This window comes from Janthinobacterium sp. BJB304, assembly GCF_002735765.1.
Classification (GTDB): Bacteria; Pseudomonadota; Gammaproteobacteria; order Burkholderiales; family Burkholderiaceae_D; genus Janthinobacterium.
Window position 1 is genome coordinate 128,699 of sequence record NZ_PDZN01000002.1, and the last position, 18,717, is coordinate 147,415.

Sequence of the window (18,717 nt, forward strand, 5' to 3'; positions counted from 1 at the left end):
TCACTGCGCAAGAATGGCGTTATCGCACCAGAGGCCGCTCAGCGGATGTTCAGTGCCGGTACCTTTGAAAACGCTTCCGCGATGAAGTCCATGAACACGACGGCCCGCGTTGGCAGCAGCCTGTTTGCGACATAGACGATTTGAACCGGGACGGGCAGGGCAGTGTGCGCCGTCAGGAGCAACTGCAAATTGCCATTCCTGAGTCCTTCCTCGAACAGCCACTGCGGCCCATGTCCAATACCGAGTCCCGCATTGACCAGTTCGCGCACGGCCTCGGGTGAGTTTACCCGTACCTTTCCCGATACTGCTACTTCCGTATCGCGGAAGCGCCATGTGGCACCCGACGACAGCAGGGTGTAGATCACGCAATCGTGCCCGCGCAGATCATCGGGCGTGACCGGCACGCCGCGTTTGGCGAGATAGCCCTTGCTGGCGACAAACACGCGCTCGAACAGGCCGATGCGCCGCGCGCGCAGGGCGCTGTCTTCCAGATGGCCGATCCGAATTGCCAGTTCCGCTCCTTCATCGACGAGACCCACATAGCGATCATTGATCTGGAGATCGAGCGCCAGGCCGGGATAGCGCTCCAGGAAGGCGGGGACATGCGGCAACACAAATGCATGCGCCAGAGCGGTCGGGCACGCGACGCGCAGCAATCCGGACGGATCGACGTTCTCCCTGAAGGAAGATTCGGACTCGTCGACGGCGTCAAGGATGCGCCGCACTTCCGCATAGTAGCGTTCCCCTTCGGGCGTGAGGGCAAGCTTGCGCGTTGAGCGGTGCAGCAGCCGCGTCTGCAGATGCTCTTCCAATGCCGCCACATGACGGCTGACGTTGGGCTGCCCCAAGCCCAGGTCGCGGCCGGCAGCGGAGAAGCTCCCCGTCTCCACAGCGCGCGCGAAGCATGTCATCAAAAGAAACCGGTCCAAAGTTACTCTCCATTCAATTCATGCAATTGGAGCATGAATTATATGCAAAGATACGATCTTATCGAATTTCAAGCATGGGCGCATAGTTCTTCCCACGGCAGGTCAGCCAATGCTGGTTGACCCTGAATCACCTACAGGAGAATTTTATGTCCCGCTTGCAAGGAAAACGTACTCTTATCACCGGCGGCACCAGCGGCATCGGCCTTGAAACAGCCAGGCAGTTCCTCGCCGAAGGCGCACGCGTCATCGTCACCGGCGTCACTCCGGAATCGATCGAGAAGGCCAGGAAAGAACTTGGCGCCGAGGTTCTCGTGCTGCGCGCCGATTCCGCCAATGTCGCCGCCCAACAGGAGTTGGCGCGCGCCGTCCAGGCGCACTACGGCCAGCTCGATATCGCCTTTCTCAACGCTGGCGTATCCGTCTGGAAGCCGATCGAAGCGTGGACGGAGGAAATGTTCGACCGATCGTTCGACATCAACGTCAAGGGTCCCTATTTCCTGATCCAGGCGCTGCTGCCAGTGTTCGCGAACCCCGCATCGGTGGTGCTCAACACATCGGTCAGCGCGCACGTGGGCTCGGCGCATTCATCGGTATATGCCGCGACCAAGGCCGCATTCTTGAACTTGTCGAAAACGCTGTCGGGCGAATTGCTGGCACGCGGCATTCGCGTCAACGCTGTCAGTCCCGGCCCGGTCGAAACGCCGCTGTACGACAAGCTCGGCATCCCGGATGCCTACCGCGATCAGCTCAACAAGGACATTGTCGCAACGATTCCGTTCGGCCGCTTCGGCACGCCGGAGGAAGTGGCCAAGGCGGTGTTGTACCTCGCTTCCGACGAGTCCCGCTGGACCGTCGGCTCCGAAATCATCGTTGACGGCGGCCGTACGCTTAACGGCTGACGTCACACAACTGCCGAACTATACGGATGCGCCCGCTCCGAATGCGTGAGCGGGCTTCATTTTGAAAGAGAGTATTCCAATTGCGCAAACGGCGGCGGTGGGACGGCCCACCTTGTCGAACGGATTGTTGTCGATTGACAAGCAGGGCACAGGCAAGAGTCAGGTCGCAATACCATACTTGTGCTGCGTAGCCGCATACTGCTGCTTGAGCGACTCCAGCTGCGGATGCCTGGGGTCGATCTTGCGGATCACCTGCATCTGGTGCTGCGCCTGTTCAGCGAGCGGGGCTTCCCAGCCCAGCATGTTGAGCTGGCGCAGGATGGCCTCGACGGAGGCGAACAGCACGGGCAGGTTGCCCGGCGTCTTGCGCAGGGCCTGGCGCAGCACGAAAACGGCGCCCTTGAGTTCTCCGCTTTCCGCCTTGCTGGCCGCATCCTGCATCAATTCCTGCACCTGGTTCGTGATCTGCTGGCCCATGCCTTGCGCCAGGTCGTGGCGGCCCGCTTTTTCAAATACGTCGACGGCCGCTTCCATCGTCACGTCGCTGTCGGCTTCGTTGACGAGTTTCATCATGACGTCGGACGCGGCCTGTTCCAGGTTGTTCTTCAGGCAGCTTTGCACGAGGCCCACCTTCAGCTGCGTCGACAGGCCCCGCGCGTCGTCCAGGGCGGCGGCGGCCAGTTGCAGTTCGGTGGCGGCGGCGATGTCGTTGCCCGACAGTTCATGCAGCATGGCGGCCGAGATGGCGCGGCATGCTTCCACGTTGGCGCTGCCCCGCAGGGAGCGCTCCATGTCGCGCAGCACGCCGCTCGCTTGCGGCGCGTCGCCCTTTTTCACCAGCGTTTTTACCAGGTTGACGTGGTCTTCCGGGTCGCGGAATTCGGAGTACTTCGCTTTCGTCACGACCTGCTTGTAGGCCCGTTCGGCCGCGCCGATGTCGCCCGTGTCGAAGGAAATGCCGCCCAGGTGGCGCAGCCGGCGCACCATGTGCGGCGAGATGGCCACCGCGTCCTCGAGGATTTTCTTGGCCTGCAGTTGCTGGCCCATGGCTTCATGGTTTTGCGCCAGCAAGTCGTAGGCGGCCATGAAGCGGGGATAGGTCTCCACCAGTTCCAGCAGCGCTTCCTGCGCATCCTCGTGGCGCTGCTGTTCGAACAGGGTGCGCGCCAGGCCCAGGTGCGCCCAGGCCATGGGCCGCGTGGCCAGCATGTCGGCGTAGAGCTGTTCCGCTTCGTTCCATTCGTCCAGGCTGATGTGCAGTTCGGCGCGCAGGCGGGCGAAATCGGCCGCCAGGCGCGGGTGCTGCAGTTCGGCCGCGCGGCAGCTTTTCACGGCTTCGCGCAGGTCGCCCTTGTCGATCAGCTGATACGTGGGCAGAAAAACGGCGCGCCGCTCGATGGCGCGCGCGATGCGGCCGCTCAGCACGTCGACGGTGAACGGTTTTAATATGTAGTCGGACGGGGTCAGCTCCGCTGCGCTGATCACCTTGCTGTGGATGGCCTCCGAGGTCAGCATGATGAAGATCGTCCACAGGCCGATCAGCTTATGGTGGCGCAAGTCTTCCAGCAATTGCTGGCCATCCTGGCCATCCGTGCCGCTGCCAAGGTCGTATTCGCACAGGATGATGTCGAACGGTTTCTTCATCAGCAAGCGGATGGCCGTGCCGGCATTGACGGCATATTCCACCTTGGTGATGGCGGCCTGGTTCAGCATATTGTGCAGATTGCCCCGCATGCTGGGGTTCGGGTCGACGATCAGGACAGATAAGTCGCTAGTTTCTGGCATGGTTCAGCTCTCGTTCATCTGTTCGGTCATTTGCGGGAACTCTTCTTATATGTAGCTGCCTGGCAGTATTGTTTTTTATCAGCATACTGCAAAGCCGCCCGACACTGCCAGCAAAATGCATGCAATCGGGTGCCGTGCGCAAGGGCAGGCGCGTGCAGCGCCGTCCGGCGTTGTATTTCATGACACGAGCGCCCCTTGCGACAGTGCGGGCGCCTGTTTTTCCGGCCATTCCCCGACTACCGTGATAGTATTCTAAAATGCAACACCTGTTGCATGCCGCACCACGTCGCGGCAAGGCATGCGCAAGGCTTTAACGGGCGCTTTATCCCTCTCTGGTGTCGATACCCGTCATGCGCGTTCCTGAACTGTCTACCTTGCGGCGCATTGCCGTTCCCCTTGCCTTTGGCGGCAACAGCGAACAGCAGCATACGTATTTTGCGGAATTGCACCGGGTCGGCCTGATCACGCAAGTGATGGGCATCATCGCCTTCAGCCTGGCCTGGCTGCTGATGCCGCCGGCCTACCATCCGAACCTGACGCACGCCGTGCTGGCCTTGCTGGGCATGTTGGCTAGCCTGGTCGTGCGCGCCCGCTGCACCACCTTGCCCGTGCTGACCATGACGGGTGCCTGCGCCGTGCTGGCGCTGACCTTCGGCTTGCGCACCATGGCCGATGCTGTCCACCACGCCAGCTTCTGGGTCTTGCCCGTGGGTGTCTTCATGACCCTGGCCATCGCTTCCATCTTCAATGGCGGTCTCAGCTACCTGGCCGTGGTGGCCGGCGTGTGGTGGAACGTGGGCCACGGCCTGTATCCGGTCAACGCTGGCTTGCCCGACCAGCCCTGGGTGCCGTTGATGATCGCCGTCAGCGTGCTGTTCGGGCTGGCGCTGAACGTCAGCTTCAGCTTATTGCGCCTGCGTAACTATCACGCCAAGGTGGAATTGACGCGGCTGGCCTTCCAGGACAGCCTGACGGGCTTGAACAACCGCCGCATGTTCACGCAGCGGGCCCAGCAGATGCATGGCGCAAGCCACGGCGGCATGCTGCATTTCCTGATGATCGACATCGACGATTTCAAGATCATCAACGATCAACAGGGCCACGATGCGGGCGACGCGGTGCTCATGCGCACGGCCGCCATCATCGCGGACAAGGCGCAAAGCCATCTGTGCGGACGCCTGGGCGGCGAGGAATTCGGCATCGTCTACGCGGGCGACCGCGAGGCCGTGCGCGCCTTCGCCGGCGCCCTGGTCGCCGCCGTCAGCCAGGCTTTCCATGCGGCACAGTTCGTGTCGATCAGCGTGGGCGTGGCCGAGCTGGACCGGGACAAGGAGCTGAGCCACAGTTACCGCCTGGCCGACGAGGCGCTGTACCTGGCCAAGCGCCAGGGCAAGAACCGCTATGTGATTGCCTGATCCTGTTGTTGCAAGTTGGCAAAAACTGCCGCTTTCAGGGGCAAAATGGCCGGAAAGCCATAAGTTCCGGTAATAAAGCAGGGGTAAAACGGGTATAATGCGCGCAAAGGAAATTTGCCGTACGAAAGATATTGTCATACCTACCTTTAACCCGCAGCCACGCTGCATCAACCACCTTCCAATCATGTTGATACTGCCGGGTTCCAATGCCCTGTCCCATTTCCGTAGCCACCGTCTGTTAAGCCAACTGCAAGCCGTCTCGCCTGCGATCGTTGCCGTGCAAGCACGCTATGTCCATTTCATCGATGCCAGCGCGCCCCTCACGGCCGACGACAGCACGCGCCTTGGCGCCTTGCTGACGTACGGCGAGCCGGCCCAGGCTGACAATACGGAAGGCGCTGCCGAAGAATTCTTCGTCATCCCCCGTTTCGGCACGATTTCGCCGTGGGCTTCGAAAGCCACCGACATCGCGCACAACTGCGGCATGGCGCACATCAAGCGCGTCGAACGCGGCATCGCTTTCCGCATCAACCTGAAATCGGGCATCCTGGGCAGCGCCATCGGCGCCGGCAAACTGACGGACGAGCAAGTACAGGCCGTGGCCGACCTGCTGCACGACCGCATGACGGAATCCGTGCTGCGCAGCGCCGACGACGCCAAGGACTTGTTCCGCACCCTGGAAGCGCGTCCGTTGGAATCGATCGACTTGCTGGGGCAGGGCAAGCGCGCGCTGGAAACGGCGAACACGGAACTGGGTCTGGCGATGTCGGAAGACGAAATCGACTACCTGGATGCCGCCTTCACCAAGGCCGGCCGCAATCCGACGGACGTGGAACTGATGATGTTCGCGCAGGCGAACAGCGAGCATTGCCGCCACAAGATCTTCAACGCCGACTGGACCATCGACGGCGTGGCGCAGCCCAAGTCGCTGTTCGGCATGATCAAGAACACGCACGAACTGCAGCCGAAGGGCACCGTCGTCGCCTACAGCGACAACTCGTCCATCATGGAAGGCGCCACCGTGTCGCGCTTCTACCCGCGCGGCGACAAGCACGAATACGCGGCATCGACCGAACTGACGCACACCCTGATGAAGGTGGAAACGCATAACCACCCGACGGCCATCTCCCCATTCCCTGGCGCCTCTACGGGCGCGGGCGGCGAGATCCGCGACGAAGGCGCAACGGGCCGCGGCGCCAAGCCGAAGGCTGGCTTGACCGGTTTCACCGTGTCGAACCTGTCGCTGCCGGACGCCGTGCGCAGCTGGGAAACGGCAGCTTCCGTGACGGCGCCATTGGCCTCGCGTACTGATGCAGATCAATACGGCAAGCCGGAACGCATCGCGTCGCCGCTGCAGATCATGATCGAAGGCCCGCTGGGCGGTGCCGCGTTCTCGAACGAATTCGGCCGCCCGGTCCTGGGCGGTTACTTCCGTACCTATGAACAAAACGTCGGCGCAGACAAAGATTCCGTGTTCGGCTACCACAAGCCCATCATGATCGCCGGCGGCATCGGCAATATCTCGGCGCAGCACACGCACAAGAACGATATCCCCGTCGGCAGCCTGCTGGTGCAGCTGGGCGGCCCGGGCATGCGCATCGGCATGGGCGGCAGCGCCGCCTCGTCGATGACCACCGGCAGCAACACGGCCGACCTGGACTTCGATTCCGTCCAGCGCGGCAATCCTGAAATGGAACGCCGCGCCCAGGAAGTCATCAACGCCTGCTGGCAAATGGGCGCGGACAATCCGATCATCTCGATCCACGACGTGGGTGCGGGCGGCTTGTCGAACGCGTTCCCGGAAATCACCAACGACGCCAAGCGCGGCGCGATTTTCGACCTGCGCAAGATCCCGCTGGAAGAATCGGGCATGGCGCCGAAGGAAATCTGGAGCAATGAATCGCAGGAACGCTACGTTCTGGCCATCGCGCCGGAAAGCCTGCCGCTGTTCAAAGCCATGTGCGAACGCGAACGCTGCCTGTTCGCCGCCGTGGGCGTGGCCACCGAAGAGCGTCAACTCAAATTGATCGATCCGGAACTGGGCAACGAGCCGGTCGACATGCCGATGGACGTCTTGCTGGGTAAGCCGCCAAAGATGCAGCGCGACGTGGTCCACGTGGCCAACGATTTCCCGGCCATCGATCTGACGGGCATGGACCTGGTGGATGTAGCGCAAAAAGTGCTGCTGCTGCCGACCGTGGCCGACAAATCCTTCCTGATCACCATCGGCGACCGCAGCGTGGGCGGCATGACCGTGCGCGACCAGATGGTGGGACCATGGCAAGTGCCGGTGGCCGACTGCGCCGTCACCACCATGAGCTTCGAGGGTTATCTGGGCGAAGCGATGGCCATGGGCGAACGCACGCCGCTGGCCGTCATCGACGCAGCAGCTTCCGGCCGCATGGCCGTGGGCGAAGCCGTCACCAACATCGCCGCTGCCGCGATTGCCGACATTTCCGACATCAAGCTGTCCGCCAACTGGATGGCCGCTTGCGGCCAGCCAGGCCAGGACGCGGCCCTGTACGACACGGTGAAAGCCGTCGGCATGGACCTGTGCCCGGCGCTGGGCATCAGCATCCCCGTCGGCAAGGATTCGCTGTCGATGCGCACGACCTGGAAAGACGAGAACACGGGCGCGGCGAAATCCGTCACGTCGCCGGTGTCCCTGATCGTTTCCTCGTTCGCGCCAGTCACGGACGTGCGCAAGTCGCTCACGCCGCAGCTGAAAACGGACCAGGGCGATACGTCCTTGATCCTGATCGACCTCGGTCGCGGCAAGAACCGCCTGGGCGCCTCCGCCCTGGCGCAAGTCATGGGCCAGCTGGGCAATGAAACGCCGGACGTGGACAGCGCGGAAGACCTGAAAGGCTTCTTCGCCGCCATCCAAAAGCTCAACAGCGACGACAAGCTGCTGGCCTACCATGACCGTTCGGACGGCGGCCTGTACGCCACCCTGACGGAAATGGCCTTCGCTGGTCACACGGGCATGTCCGTCAACCTGGACATGCTGACCATGGAAGGCGAGCATTCGAGCGACTGGGGCGACGCCAAGAACTGGACGGGCCAGGTGGCGGAACGCCGCAACGAGCTGACCCTGCGTGCCTTGTTCAGCGAAGAGCTGGGCGCCGTCATCCAGGTGCGCGCGGAAGAAAAGTCGCTCGTCATGGACGTGCTGCGCACGTTTAATTTGGGCGCCTGCAGCCATATCATCGGTAAATTGAACGACCGCGACGTGATCGAATTCACGCGCGACGCCAAGCTGATTTACACGCAGCCGCGCGCGGACCTGCACCGCCTGTGGAGCGAAACGAGCTGGCGCATCGCCCGCCTGCGCGACAATCCGGCCTGCGCGGACGCCGAATACGACCGTCTGCTGGACGTGCAAGACCCGGGCATGTCGCCGATCGTCACCTTCGATCAGAACGAGAACATCGCCGCGCCATTCATCGCCACCGGCGTGCGTCCGCGTGTCGCCATCCTGCGCGAGCAGGGCGTCAACTCGCACATCGAGACGGCTTACGTGATGCACCAGGCAGGCTTTACGGCCGTCGACGTGCACATGAGCGACCTGATTGCGGGCCGCGTGAAACTGGATGACTTCCAGGGCGTCATCGCCGTGGGCGGCTTCTCGTACGGCGACGTGCTGGGCGCGGGCGAAGGCTGGGCGAAGACGATCCTGTTCAACGCCAGCCTGGCGGAACAGTTCGCGCGCTTCTTCAACCGCACGGACAGCTTCGGCCTGGGCATCTGCAACGGCTGCCAGATGATGAGCAACCTGAAATCGATCATCCCCGGCGCCCACGCCTGGCCGAAATTCACGCGCAACAAGTCGGAGAAATTCGAAGGCCGCTTTGCCATGGTCGAAGTGATGGATTCCCCATCGATCTTCTTCAACGGCATGGCCGGCACCCAGGCCGGCATCGCCATCGCCCACGGCGAAGGCTACGCCGACTTCTCGCAAACGGGCGACATCACCCAGGTCACCAAAGCCATGCGCTTCGTCGACAACAAGGGCGCCGCCACCGAAGCTTACCCGTACAACCCGAATGGCTCGCCGGAAGGCATCACCTCCGTCACCACGCCAGACGGCCGCTTCACCGTGCTGATGCCGCACGCGGAGCGTGTGTTCCGGTCAGTCCAGCAGTCGTACCACCCTGAAGCATGGGGCGAGGATTCGCCGTGGATGCGCATGTTCAGGAATGCGCGGAAGTTTGTGGGGTAATTAGTTCGCTTGCGGGGCTGCGTCTGGAATTCAAGGCGCTGCTGCTGGGGTAGGAATGAGAAAGCCGCTGTCGGGAGACAGCGGCTTTTTTTACTTGGAATAAGAAGATAAATTATGGAATAAAATTAAGGAGTCTCATTTTTCTTGGGCTTCACTAGTTTTAATGCATGGATTATTGGATCTACAGGAATGGATGTGGCGGAAACACTAAATCCCATCATGGAAATTGCTTTAATTGCTTGTTTTAAAGTTACTTTTGAGAAAAATGGAAGTTCTACTGGAACTTTCTTTTTTGTCGCTATTGCGTAAACTATTTCATATTCTTTGGTATCTGGTCGACGTTCCGGAAATTGCAATTTTGCCGGAATAGGCATTTTTTCGCTCAATTTTTTTCTAAATTCGGGTTCTCCAATAAATGCTTGAGCTGCAACAGCACCCTGTGAGAATAGGTGGCTAAGTGTCGCTGAGCTCCGATAATATTTTACGTGTATCCATTTTTTATTTTTATAGATTAGGTCGCAAAACTCAACTTTATCAGATGGCCCACCAATCTTTATTAGATTTCTATCCATTAAGTGGAAATCTAAATTTTTTGCAACTTCCTTGTTGTAGTCGTCCTCATTGTTGAAATTATAATCTGGCATCGTCACATCATATTTTTTCAAATTTTCGGATAAAAATTTATCTAAAGTTGCAACATAGTCGTTGGCAACTTTGTACCAAATTCCATTGCGTAAAATATTGTATCTATCTGCATATAAAATTTCTGCACAAATGCAGCGATAAGCACTCCATGATTTTGAGGATTGATAGTCAGAATTATTTATGTGAATTAGAGTAGACTTAATTTCGCGAACGCAAAAAGAAAGTCCTTTTTTTGTTATGTATTCGACTAGATTTTCGAGTTGTAATACAGGATGGCGATAGGTGTGAGCTCTTAAATCAAAAGAATATCCAATTTGATTTTCCCAATCAACTATTTCTGGCTCTCCTAGATAAATGCTTGATAGATCACCTTTTTCTATTACCTGATCCAATTCAATGTCTAATATCTCAATTTCCTCTGGATCTTTTATCCTATTGATATTATCAATCCAATCAAATTGTTGTGGTAATTTTTTTTGATACCTATGAAGTGTTTCTTCGAGAATTTCGGAAAGGCCATCAATATTTGCTGTGACTGCTAAACTAAGTGCATCTCTTCCAGTTACATGTGACCCAAAAATTGGAACTTCTGACACTCCTGTAACAGCATATACCAACTCTAATTCTGAGTCTGTTCGCAGTTGAAAAATATCAACTTCTCTACTACTTTGTATTCTGGAATTTAATGGATTATTTTCGTAACTTGCTTTATCTAAACTTCTTAGTTTATCTGGATCGACAGAATTTAGTGTGACTCTTAATCCAAAATCCCTTTCAATTGAATCTTGTTTTAATAAGTGATGGCCGGTTCCGAATGTTAAAACAAAAATCTTCCCGAATTTTCGTATTGTGAATGCTGCACCAACAGACCTAGTGCTTCCAAATACTCCCTCTTCAATTTTTTGATGGCTTGTGAAAAGGTTTGTCCATGATGGAGGTGGATGTGAACTTTCTTTCTTTACATACAAGATCGCACTGCCATTTTGTATATTGATTTTTATCGGATCTTTTGAGTCTTCTAATTTTAATATCTCGGTATCTTCTGAAAAATCATTTTTTAATAAATATATTGAAAGCTTTTCTTTTCTGTCGCGTTTTTTGTTTAGTGCTAACAATTGCTCTGTAGGAGCGCTACCTTTTGAACTTTCGACGAGGTACGTAGTCATTCGACTCATCCTTTCTTTTCATTTACCCTCGAAAATAGATTTCATAAATTAAAGACTTACAAGTCCTTCGCCACCTCCATAATCACCACCGCCGACGGTACCAGTAAAAACTGCGAAATCAGCTTCCCGTTACCCACCAGCCACACCACCGCACGCCGGAACTGCGATTCCTCGATCTTGCCCTCGATGAGGTCGGCCATCATGCCCGGCACCACGGGTCGATGCAGACGGCCATCATGATGGTGGCACCGCCGTTGATGATTGATGACAGGGTGCTGGAGGTGACGTGCACGCTGGGGGGGCACGCCTGCGTACAGGGCCGCGAAGACCCCGACCACCCACAGGGCCGTGGCGATGACGATGGAGACGGAGACGCCGGATTTTTCGCGCAAACTCGTGACGTTGGCGGGCTTGGGCAGGCTGGCGGAGGTCTTGAGGTAGGACAACCCGCCCCTGAAGACGGCGTGCAGCAGCAGTTTCGGTGCCGACCTGTGCACCTGGAAGTGTTCGACGGCGCGGCAGAAGGCGCGCTGGAAGGTGGGGATCAGGATGGCGCCCAGTATCGTCGCCAGGCTGGCCCCGGCTTTTTGCCTGTGGGTGAGGTCAATACCACCGGCATACTTAAGCTTATCTCTTGCTTGTATTTCAAGCTTGCACCCTCAACTATCCCTGGTGGCGGCAAGACTTGCCGCTCGATATGAATCAACCAACCCGGAGGTACGCCATGAGTTTCGATTCCTTTTTGAGCAAGCTGAAGTCCAAGGCAAGCGAACTGAAAACCGAGGCACTGAAGTACAAGAACAAGGATTTCCTCAACGCCGCGATGGCGGGCTCGGCCCTGATCGCCATGGCCGACGGCAGCGTCAGTGCGGAAGAGAAGCAGAAGATGGTGAAGTTTATTGAAAGCAATGACGCGCTATCGGTGTTTACCACCACGGACGTGATCAAGGCTTTCCAGGACTATGTCGGCCAGCTGGAATTCGACAAGGATATCGGCGAAGCCAAGGCGTATCAGGCGCTGGGCAAGATGAAGTCGAATGTGGAGGCGTCGCGCTTGCTGGTGCGCATGATTATCGCCGTCGCTTCGTCAGACGGCAATTTCGACGCCAATGAGCAGCGCGTTGCCAGCAAGATCGCGCGCGAGCTGGGCTTGACTCCGGCGGAGTTCGAGCTGCAGTAAAGCCAGGCCAGCCGGCCCCGGCTGGCTTAACTCTTGTCCCACCACGGCGGCGTGCCCGACGACCAGGGGCACGCCATGTCCACTTCGCGTATCCTGTAGCGGATCTCGATCACCTGGCCGGGGCTGAAGGGACCGCGCTTCCAGTCGCCGGAATCAAAGACGTAGCCTTTGCCCTTGATGCAATGAGTGGTCGGATTGTTGCCGATGGGGCCGGTCGAGTGCAGGGTGACGCGCACTTCGCCGTTGGCGTCCAGCGGGGCGTCGCCGCCCATGAACAGTGGATCCGAGCCGACGTCGCAGACAGTGGTGCTGCCTATCTTGCTGCAGCGCTTGATGTACGTTTGCTGGCGCGCATTGGCCAGGTAATCGTCATGCCGCATCGGCTTGCCGTCGTCATAGGTAAAGCGCAGGACGACTTGCGTGGGCTCGCTGGCAGGATGGCGCGTGGTGCTGGTGCAGGCGGCGCTGACCAGGGCCAGCAGGGGCCAGGCCAGCAGGCGCAGGACGCCGCGCAGCAGCGTCGAGATCGGGTTGTTGCCGGGTGAGTGTTGCATGTGCCGTTGCCATCTGTCTCATGATCGGGGCGCCGATCATAGCATGTGGCGGCAGCGGTTCGGCTAGGGCGCGCCGCGATTCAATTCCTGCAGCACTTTCTTGCACAACACCCCATAGCCCACGCCCGTGCCGCGCTTGTGTGCGGCCAAGTCAAATCTGGTGCTGATGTCGTCCCACGCCACGCTGCCAGGCAAGGCACGCAGGTCGTCGTCGAGGTCCATTTCGAAATGGATGAAGCGGCCATCGGCGCTCAGCAGCTTGCCGCAGACGAGGGGGAGGTCGGGGAAGGCCAGTTGCAGGTCGAGCATGATGGCCGTGTCCAGCGCCACGCCATGGCTGGCCGCGCACTGGCGCAACGCGTCGGGTAGGGGGCGGGCGCGCCACCAGGCCGCCGTCTGTTTGATGGCGGCCAGGGTCAGCGCGTTTTGCTGTTGCACAGAATATTGCTTGCTCATGGCTGTCACCCATGCGGAAGGCGGCTTGCTGCATCAACGCGATGCCAGGCTCATGCTTTGAACATGGGCGGGCACGATGTCGCCGCTGGCCAGTTTTTCGGCCGGCACCACCATCAGCACTTCGCCGCCCACGCTGCCATCGTCACGCAAGTCAATGCGCATGGCCAGTTGCCGGTCGAGCGCCACGAAGCTGTTGCTGCCGCTGGCGACGATGCGGTGTTCTTCCTGGTCATCGATGCGCGCATACATCATGGCGCCGATGCTGCCTATATTGCGCAGGTACAGTACCTGGCCGTTCGACAGCTCATAGCCGCCGCGGAACGGAGAAAATTCTTGCGCGCTCATGAAGTGCCTGTGGGCGGGCAGTTCGATCGTCTGCATGCGCCCGCCTGGAATGACGACGGTCTGGCTGTCGGGAAGCGTTTGTGCATTTGCCAGCAGGGCGCAGATGCCCAGGGTGCCGGCCAAGATCCATGTTTTCATTTTTCTACCCATCCTTGAACTTTGATGCCGTCCGCTGCCGGCGCGGCGATATTGTTGTCGATGCCAGGGAAATCGCGCCGGGAGGCCCGCGTGCGCCGTGGTGACCTTGGCAAGGCGGGGGCGCCCGGTCTTGCCAGTGTAGGCAGGCAAGATGCCGCGCACATCATCCGATCGGATGACACGGCCTCAGGCATCCAACACGGTCAGGTGCGCCGTGGCGCCGTGGATCAGTGCGATCAGCTCGCCCTGGCGGCGCGTGTCGGTCTTCAAATAGGTGTGGTGCAGATGCGTCTTGACGGTATTGACGCTGATGCCGCCGCGCGCGGCGATTTCCTCGATGGTGGCCCCTTGCGCCAGTGCCTTGCCCACTTGCGCTTCGGCTTGCGTCAAGTCGAACAGTTGCCGCAAGGCAGTGACAGAGGTGCTCGCTTGGGTGGGATCGCGCGCGATCAGCAGCGCGCATGGGGGCTGGCAATCGGCAAGCGGTGTGACTGTCAGGGCCAGGGGACCTTGCTGCCTGCGCGCCAGGCGCAGCGACTGGCATTGCGCTGCGCCGCCGGTGCTGCCGATGACCATGCGCACGGCGCGTGCCAGGTCGGGCGGCGCGGCGTGCGCCAGTTGCGCCGCATGCAAGGCGTGGCCGGCGGGCGTGGCGAAACGTAGTCCGAGGTTGGCGTCGAGCACCAGCACGATGGCGCCCATGGCATCGAGCGCCGCCAGCGCGCAGTGGCTGGCCAGTTGCGCTTCGCGCAGGCGCTGCTGCAGGCACAGGGCGCGTTGTAGATGCGGCAAGAGTTCCTGCCATTGCTGGCCGCTCAGGTCAAAGCTGTCGAGCTGCGGCCAGTCGCCCGCGCCGCAGGCCGAGTCGTACATGGCGGCGATCAGTTTCCCCACATCCGCCGTTGCTGTACCTGTGTCCATGCTTGCCCCCAATCCTGACTACATCAGTGTGCCGCAGGCGCGCAGGTGCGGAACTGGGTAAGGGCGGTGTTGCGCAGCGATTCGTCCCACCTTTGTGAGGAAGGTCTGTTCGCTGCCTTCTGTCCTGGGCAACTATCAAGATAGTACAAAGATATCGGTGCCGCAATGGTTCGCGCCTGTCCTTCTGGATAGTGTTCTGTAGGAAACTCGCGCGGGTAAATCACGGCCATGATGTAAGATTCGCACTATGTCCGATTTCACATTTACCGATTGCCCATGAGTTCAATAATGATTCCCGACGTCGCCCTGGTCGACAACACCGAACAACGCACGCCGCTGGTGCTCGTGCTCGACTGCTCCGGCAGCATGGCGGGCGAACCCGTCTCACTGCTGAACGAAGGCCTGGCCTTGCTGGAACAGGAACTCAAGTCCGATGTGATCGCCGCCAAGCGCGTGCGCATCCTCGTGATTCAATACGGCGCCCACGATGAAGCCGTGGTGGCTAGCACCTGGTGCGACGCCATGGATTTCACGGCGCCCCGGCTTGAAGCGAACGGCACCACGCCGACCGGTGCGGCTGTCGAACTGGCCCTGGCCGAGATCGAGCAGGAAAAGCAGCGTTTCCGCGCGGCGGGCGTGGCGTACACGCGGCCGTGGCTGTTTTTGATGTCGGACGGCGAGCCGACCGATCCCTGGCAGCGCGGCGCCGAGCAGGCGCGCGCGGCTGAACAGGCGAATAAAGTGGCGATCTTCCCCATCGCCGTGGGCGACAATGCGAATACCGATACCCTGGGGCAGTTTTCCAGCCGTGGCGAACGGGGCGTCAAGCAGCTGAAGGGCTTGCAGTTCCGCGAACTGTTCCTGTGGCTGAGCGCCAGCATGCAGGTGGTGTCGCAGTCGCGTCCCGGCGCGCAGGCGCAGCTGGCATCGACGGACGGCTGGTCCGTCGTGAATACGTGAAAGCCCGCTGATCCATGACTGCGGTACACAATACCTGGCGCGTGTTCGGCGCCTCCGTCACGGGCAAGGCGCACCTGGATAAAGACATCCCTTGCCAGGATGCGCACGCGCACGCCGTCGTGAACGACGTTTTGGTGGCCATCGTCTGCGATGGCGCCGGCTCGGCCCGCCTCAGCGAGCAGGGCGCGCAGTTTGTCGCAGCGCACACCGTGCAAGCGCTGGCCGGCCGGCTGGAGCAGGGCGCCACCGTGCAGGATCTGCATAACGGCGCGCTGGCGGCGACCCTGGCGCAGATCCGCGCCGCGCTCGACGACATCGCCCGCGCGGCCAACGCCACCCTGGACGACTACGCCTGCACGGTCGTCGGCGTGGTCATGGGGCAGGAGGCCGGCTTCTTCTTTCACCTGGGCGACGGCCTGGGCGTGGCGCAGTTGATTGACGGCGGCGAGCTGATCTCGCTGCCCGCCAACGGCGAATACGCCAATGAAACCTACTTCATCAGCGGCGAGCGATGGCGCGAACAGCTGCGCCTGCTGGCGATTCCGCAAGCCGTGCGCGGCGTCGTGCTGATGTCGGACGGCTGTATGCCCTTTGCCATGAGCAAAAACAATGCAGCGCTGTACGCGCCGTTCATGGATGCCGTGCAAGGCTATCTGCGTACGGTCGAGAGCAGCGAGCTGGGCAATACGGCGCTGGCCTCCACCCTGGCCGACCCGCGCACGCATCAGATCACGGGCGACGACAAGACCCTGCTGCTGGCCTTGCGCGCATGAGCCGGAAGCAGGGAGTCACGCCCGGATTGAGTCCGGGCGGCAAGATATGGCTGGATAAGGTCCGCAGCCTGGTACTGGGCAAACTCGTCAAGAGCGGCGGCGCGGGCAGCGTGTACCTGTTGCCCGGCGCGTCCGCGCAGGTTGCCAAGCTGTACCACCCGCACCTGGACCGGGCCGCCAACCGGCGCAAGCTCGAAGCGATGCTGGAACTGTCGCCTGAATTGCCCGATCAAGTGGAAAACGGCAAGCGCTATGTGCAGATCGCGTGGCCGCAAGCGGCCGTGTTCGACGGCCAGGGCGGCTTTGCCGGTTTCGTCATGCCCCTGCTTGACATGGCGCAGACGGCCGAGCTGGAACAGATCATGCAGGAGCGGCAAGCACGCGCGGCCGGCTTGCCCACGGGACTCGGTCCCAAGCTGACCCTGGCCGCCAATCTGGCCGCCGTCCTCGACGCGCTGCACCAGCAGCAGCATTACGTGGTCGACTTAAAACCCGTGAACCTGCGCTTTTACCGCGATTCGCTGTACATCGCCATGCTCGATTGCGACGGTTTCAGCATCCAGGGCCATGCGGAGCGTTTTCCTGCCGAGCAATTCACGGCCGACTACCTGGCGCCGGAATTCCAGCGCAAGGGCATGCCTGCGGGCACGGAAATGGCGCAAGACCGTTTTGCCCTGGCCGTCGTCATCTTCCAGTTGCTCAACTTCGGCATCCACCCATACAGCGGGCGGCCCGGCAATGCGCAGGTGGCCACCGATATTCCCGGCCGCATCCGCGATGGTTATTACGCGTATGGCGTGAAGCGCCACAAGCTGCTGGCGCCGAACGCCACCAGCGGCCACGCGCTGATGCCGCCCGAGCTGCGCGCCATGTTCGACCGCGCGTTTTCCCAGTCGCCAAACTCCCAGCGGCCATCGGCGGCCGACTGGGCGCAATTGCTGCGCGGTTATGCGCAGCGCAGCGGCGGCAAGCTCGTCGTTTGCGCCGCGAATCCCGAACACCAGCATTTTGCGGGCCAGGGCTGCGCGGCCTGCGCGCGCGACAAGGTGATCGGCGCGGCCGCGCAAGCTTCGGCTCAGGCTCAGGCTTCGGCGCAGGCAAGGCAGGCGCCGCCGCCGCGGCGTCCGCGTACCTTGCCTGGCAACGCCGCGCCGGCGCCGGCCGCGCAAGGCCAGTCCGCCGTGTCGGACACGGGCTGGGTGGTCATCGTCATCCTGATCGTGCTGTTCGTGATCGGTTTTGCGATCTGGACCGCCGTACCCGACGATGCGGAAAAGAAGACCGGGCAACAAGCCACGACGGTGCCCGTAGCCGGGCTGGAACAGCTGGACTGGCATGCGCGCAAGGCCGGTGCATTGCAGCAGTCGGACGTGCGCCGTGCCGTGCGCAGCCTGTCGCAAGCCATGGGCAAGGGCGACGATGCCGCCGTCGTGCGGGGCCTGCAACTGCTGTACCGCAGCGAACGGGAAAAATCGTCGGGCTACAGTGGCGACCTGACGCGCACGCGCCTGCGCACCTCGATGATGGAAAGCATGGGCTGGCTGCCCGGCTACCAATCCAGCCTGTCCGATACCTACCTCGATTTGCTGCAAGCCGATTCGCGCGACCACCTGGCCGCGGCGGCGCTGGCGCGCACGCACCTGAGCTTGAACGAGCCGCAAGCGGCGCGCCAGTACTTCGAGCAAGCCGTGTGGGCACGTCCGACCGATGGCGTGGCCTGGCTCGGCATCGCCGCCACGGCGCTGCTGCGCGGCGGCGGGGGCGAGCAGGATGCCGCCAACCTGGTGGCGCTGGCGCAAGTGACGGCGCAGCGCCATACGGCGCAGAATGCCATGCCGGCCGAAGAAGGCGAAGCGGCCGACAACGGCGTCGAGCGCACGGCCAGCCGCATGGAGCGCGCGGCCAATATGCTGCGCCTGGTGCAGCCGGGCGCCTATCCGAAGCGCTGGGACAAGGCGCTGGCAGACGGTGCCTTGCTGGCAAAGAAGTTGGCAGCCTTGCCGGCGCCGCCAGACCAGGGCGCCAGCGTGCAGCGCGACACGATGGCCACCGTCGCCTACCGCGTGTTGAGTGAGGCGCAGGCCAGCGGCGAAAGCCGCCTGACCTTGTCCATCGCTGCCGATGGCAGCCTGACCGCCGCGCGGGCCGAGCAATACATGGAGCCCATGCTCAACAAGGTCATCCTGGATAGCCTGAAGAGCTGGACTTTCAACCCGTCCGTGAAAAATGGACAATTCCAGGACGGCAAGGTTGAAGTGCTGGTGCGCTACCGCAACGGCCGTGCCAGTTTCGTGCCTGCCGACGCGCCCGCCACGACGCAAAATTAAAG

At 60.6% G+C, this 18,717-nt stretch carries 15 protein-coding genes; 7 read left to right on the forward strand and 8 right to left on the reverse strand.

The window, feature by feature from the left end:
• Positions 1 to 38: 38 nt before the first annotated feature.
• On the reverse strand, positions 39 to 929 hold the full coding sequence (locus tag CSQ95_RS02585; RefSeq protein WP_070218680.1) for a LysR family transcriptional regulator: 891 nt from the start codon (positions 927 to 929) through the stop codon (positions 39 to 41).
• Between the two features lie 146 nt (positions 930 to 1,075).
• Here CSQ95_RS02585 and CSQ95_RS02590 point away from each other — a divergent pair, with 146 nt between their 5' ends.
• Entirely contained in the window at positions 1,076 to 1,828 is a 753-nt protein-coding gene (locus tag CSQ95_RS02590) for an SDR family oxidoreductase (protein ID WP_099408346.1), read from the forward strand.
• Positions 1,829 to 1,987: 159 nt separating this feature from the next.
• On the opposite strand, the gene CSQ95_RS02595 is transcribed toward CSQ95_RS02590, so the two are convergent.
• Positions 1,988 to 3,613 carry a response regulator gene (locus CSQ95_RS02595; protein ID WP_099408347.1) on the reverse strand — a complete coding sequence of 542 codons (1,626 nt, stop codon included), beginning with the start codon at positions 3,611 to 3,613 and terminating at the stop codon, positions 1,988 to 1,990.
• Positions 3,614 to 3,963: 350 nt separating this feature from the next.
• On the opposite strand from CSQ95_RS02595, the gene CSQ95_RS02600 reads away from it, so the two are divergent.
• Together CSQ95_RS02600 and purL are read left to right on the forward strand one after the other, a co-directional pair.
• Positions 3,964 to 5,028, forward strand: a complete 1,065-nt coding sequence (locus tag CSQ95_RS02600) for a diguanylate cyclase (protein ID WP_139143625.1) — start codon at positions 3,964 to 3,966, stop codon at positions 5,026 to 5,028.
• Between the two features lie 184 nt (positions 5,029 to 5,212).
• Positions 5,213 to 9,250, forward strand: a complete 4,038-nt coding sequence (gene purL / locus CSQ95_RS02605; protein WP_099408349.1) for a phosphoribosylformylglycinamidine synthase — start codon at positions 5,213 to 5,215, stop codon at positions 9,248 to 9,250.
• A 125-nt stretch (positions 9,251 to 9,375) separates the two neighbouring features.
• On the opposite strand, the gene CSQ95_RS02610 is transcribed toward purL, so the two are convergent.
• Both CSQ95_RS02610 and CSQ95_RS30270 read right to left on the reverse strand, forming a co-directional pair.
• On the reverse strand, positions 9,376 to 11,061 hold the full coding sequence (locus tag CSQ95_RS02610; protein WP_099408350.1) for a TIGR04141 family sporadically distributed protein: 1,686 nt from the start codon (positions 11,059 to 11,061) through the stop codon (positions 9,376 to 9,378).
• Between the two features lie 56 nt (positions 11,062 to 11,117).
• Positions 11,118 to 11,705 (reverse strand): lipid II flippase family protein, encoded by a 588-nt coding sequence (locus CSQ95_RS30270; protein ID WP_099408351.1) that lies wholly within the window; start codon positions 11,703 to 11,705, stop codon positions 11,118 to 11,120.
• Between the two features lie 80 nt (positions 11,706 to 11,785).
• On the opposite strand from CSQ95_RS30270, the gene CSQ95_RS02620 reads away from it, so the two are divergent.
• A complete protein-coding gene (locus CSQ95_RS02620) occupies positions 11,786 to 12,241 on the forward strand; it encodes a tellurite resistance TerB family protein (RefSeq protein ID WP_070218685.1) in 456 nt (151 codons plus the stop codon).
• A 26-nt stretch (positions 12,242 to 12,267) separates the two neighbouring features.
• Here the strand turns inward: CSQ95_RS02620 and CSQ95_RS02625 are convergent, their stop codons facing one another.
• The 4 genes from CSQ95_RS02625 to CSQ95_RS02640 all read right to left on the reverse strand — a co-directional run bounded on the left by CSQ95_RS02625 (position 12,268) and on the right by CSQ95_RS02640 (position 14,655).
• Complete coding sequence (locus CSQ95_RS02625; protein ID WP_099408352.1) at positions 12,268 to 12,795, reverse strand: hypothetical protein; 528 nt, start codon at positions 12,793 to 12,795, stop codon at positions 12,268 to 12,270.
• Between the two features lie 63 nt (positions 12,796 to 12,858).
• A complete protein-coding gene (locus tag CSQ95_RS02630; protein ID WP_099408353.1) occupies positions 12,859 to 13,251 on the reverse strand; it encodes a hypothetical protein in 393 nt (130 codons plus the stop codon).
• Between the two features lie 33 nt (positions 13,252 to 13,284).
• Positions 13,285 to 13,734, reverse strand: coding sequence for a hypothetical protein (locus CSQ95_RS02635; RefSeq protein ID WP_099408354.1), 450 nt, complete (start codon positions 13,732 to 13,734; stop codon positions 13,285 to 13,287).
• A gap of 186 nt (positions 13,735 to 13,920) precedes the next feature.
• Positions 13,921 to 14,655, reverse strand: a complete 735-nt coding sequence (locus CSQ95_RS02640; RefSeq protein WP_083287536.1) for a helix-turn-helix transcriptional regulator — start codon at positions 14,653 to 14,655, stop codon at positions 13,921 to 13,923.
• A 276-nt stretch (positions 14,656 to 14,931) separates the two neighbouring features.
• On the opposite strand from CSQ95_RS02640, the gene CSQ95_RS02645 reads away from it, so the two are divergent.
• Genes CSQ95_RS02645 through CSQ95_RS02655 form a run of 3 tightly spaced genes read left to right on the forward strand, consistent with a single transcriptional unit; the run spans position 14,932 to position 18,715 of the window.
• Positions 14,932 to 15,615, forward strand: coding sequence for a VWA domain-containing protein (locus CSQ95_RS02645; protein ID WP_099408355.1), 684 nt, complete (start codon positions 14,932 to 14,934; stop codon positions 15,613 to 15,615).
• 14 nt (positions 15,616 to 15,629) lie between these two features.
• Entirely contained in the window at positions 15,630 to 16,388 is a 759-nt protein-coding gene (locus tag CSQ95_RS02650; protein WP_099408356.1) for a PP2C family serine/threonine-protein phosphatase, read from the forward strand.
• A complete protein-coding gene (locus CSQ95_RS02655; protein ID WP_143449879.1) occupies positions 16,385 to 18,715 on the forward strand; it encodes a hypothetical protein in 2,331 nt (776 codons plus the stop codon). The genes CSQ95_RS02650 and CSQ95_RS02655 overlap by 4 nt, the downstream gene beginning before the upstream one ends.
• Positions 18,716 to 18,717 lie beyond the last annotated feature (2 nt).

Coding starts and splice junctions, on each gene's coding strand:
- CSQ95_RS02590 (WP_099408346.1), top strand. CDS start 1,076: ATGTCCCGCTTGCAAGGAAAACGTACTCTTATCACCGGCGGCACCAGC.
- CSQ95_RS02595 (WP_099408347.1), bottom strand. CDS start 3,613: ATGCCAGAAACTAGCGACTTATCTGTCCTGATCGTCGACCCGAACCCC.
- CSQ95_RS02600 (WP_139143625.1), top strand. CDS start 3,964: ATGCGCGTTCCTGAACTGTCTACCTTGCGGCGCATTGCCGTTCCCCTT.
- purL (WP_099408349.1), top strand. CDS start 5,213: ATGTTGATACTGCCGGGTTCCAATGCCCTGTCCCATTTCCGTAGCCAC.
- CSQ95_RS02610 (WP_099408350.1), bottom strand. CDS start 11,061: ATGACTACGTACCTCGTCGAAAGTTCAAAAGGTAGCGCTCCTACAGAG.
- CSQ95_RS02620 (WP_070218685.1), top strand. CDS start 11,786: ATGAGTTTCGATTCCTTTTTGAGCAAGCTGAAGTCCAAGGCAAGCGAA.
- CSQ95_RS02625 (WP_099408352.1), bottom strand. CDS start 12,795: ATGCAACACTCACCCGGCAACAACCCGATCTCGACGCTGCTGCGCGGC.
- CSQ95_RS02630 (WP_099408353.1), bottom strand. CDS start 13,251: ATGAGCAAGCAATATTCTGTGCAACAGCAAAACGCGCTGACCCTGGCC.
- CSQ95_RS02635 (WP_099408354.1), bottom strand. CDS start 13,734: ATGAAAACATGGATCTTGGCCGGCACCCTGGGCATCTGCGCCCTGCTG.
- CSQ95_RS02640 (WP_083287536.1), bottom strand. CDS start 14,655: ATGGACACAGGTACAGCAACGGCGGATGTGGGGAAACTGATCGCCGCC.
- CSQ95_RS02645 (WP_099408355.1), top strand. CDS start 14,932: ATGAGTTCAATAATGATTCCCGACGTCGCCCTGGTCGACAACACCGAA.
- CSQ95_RS02650 (WP_099408356.1), top strand. CDS start 15,630: ATGACTGCGGTACACAATACCTGGCGCGTGTTCGGCGCCTCCGTCACG.
- CSQ95_RS02655 (WP_143449879.1), top strand. CDS start 16,385: ATGAGCCGGAAGCAGGGAGTCACGCCCGGATTGAGTCCGGGCGGCAAG.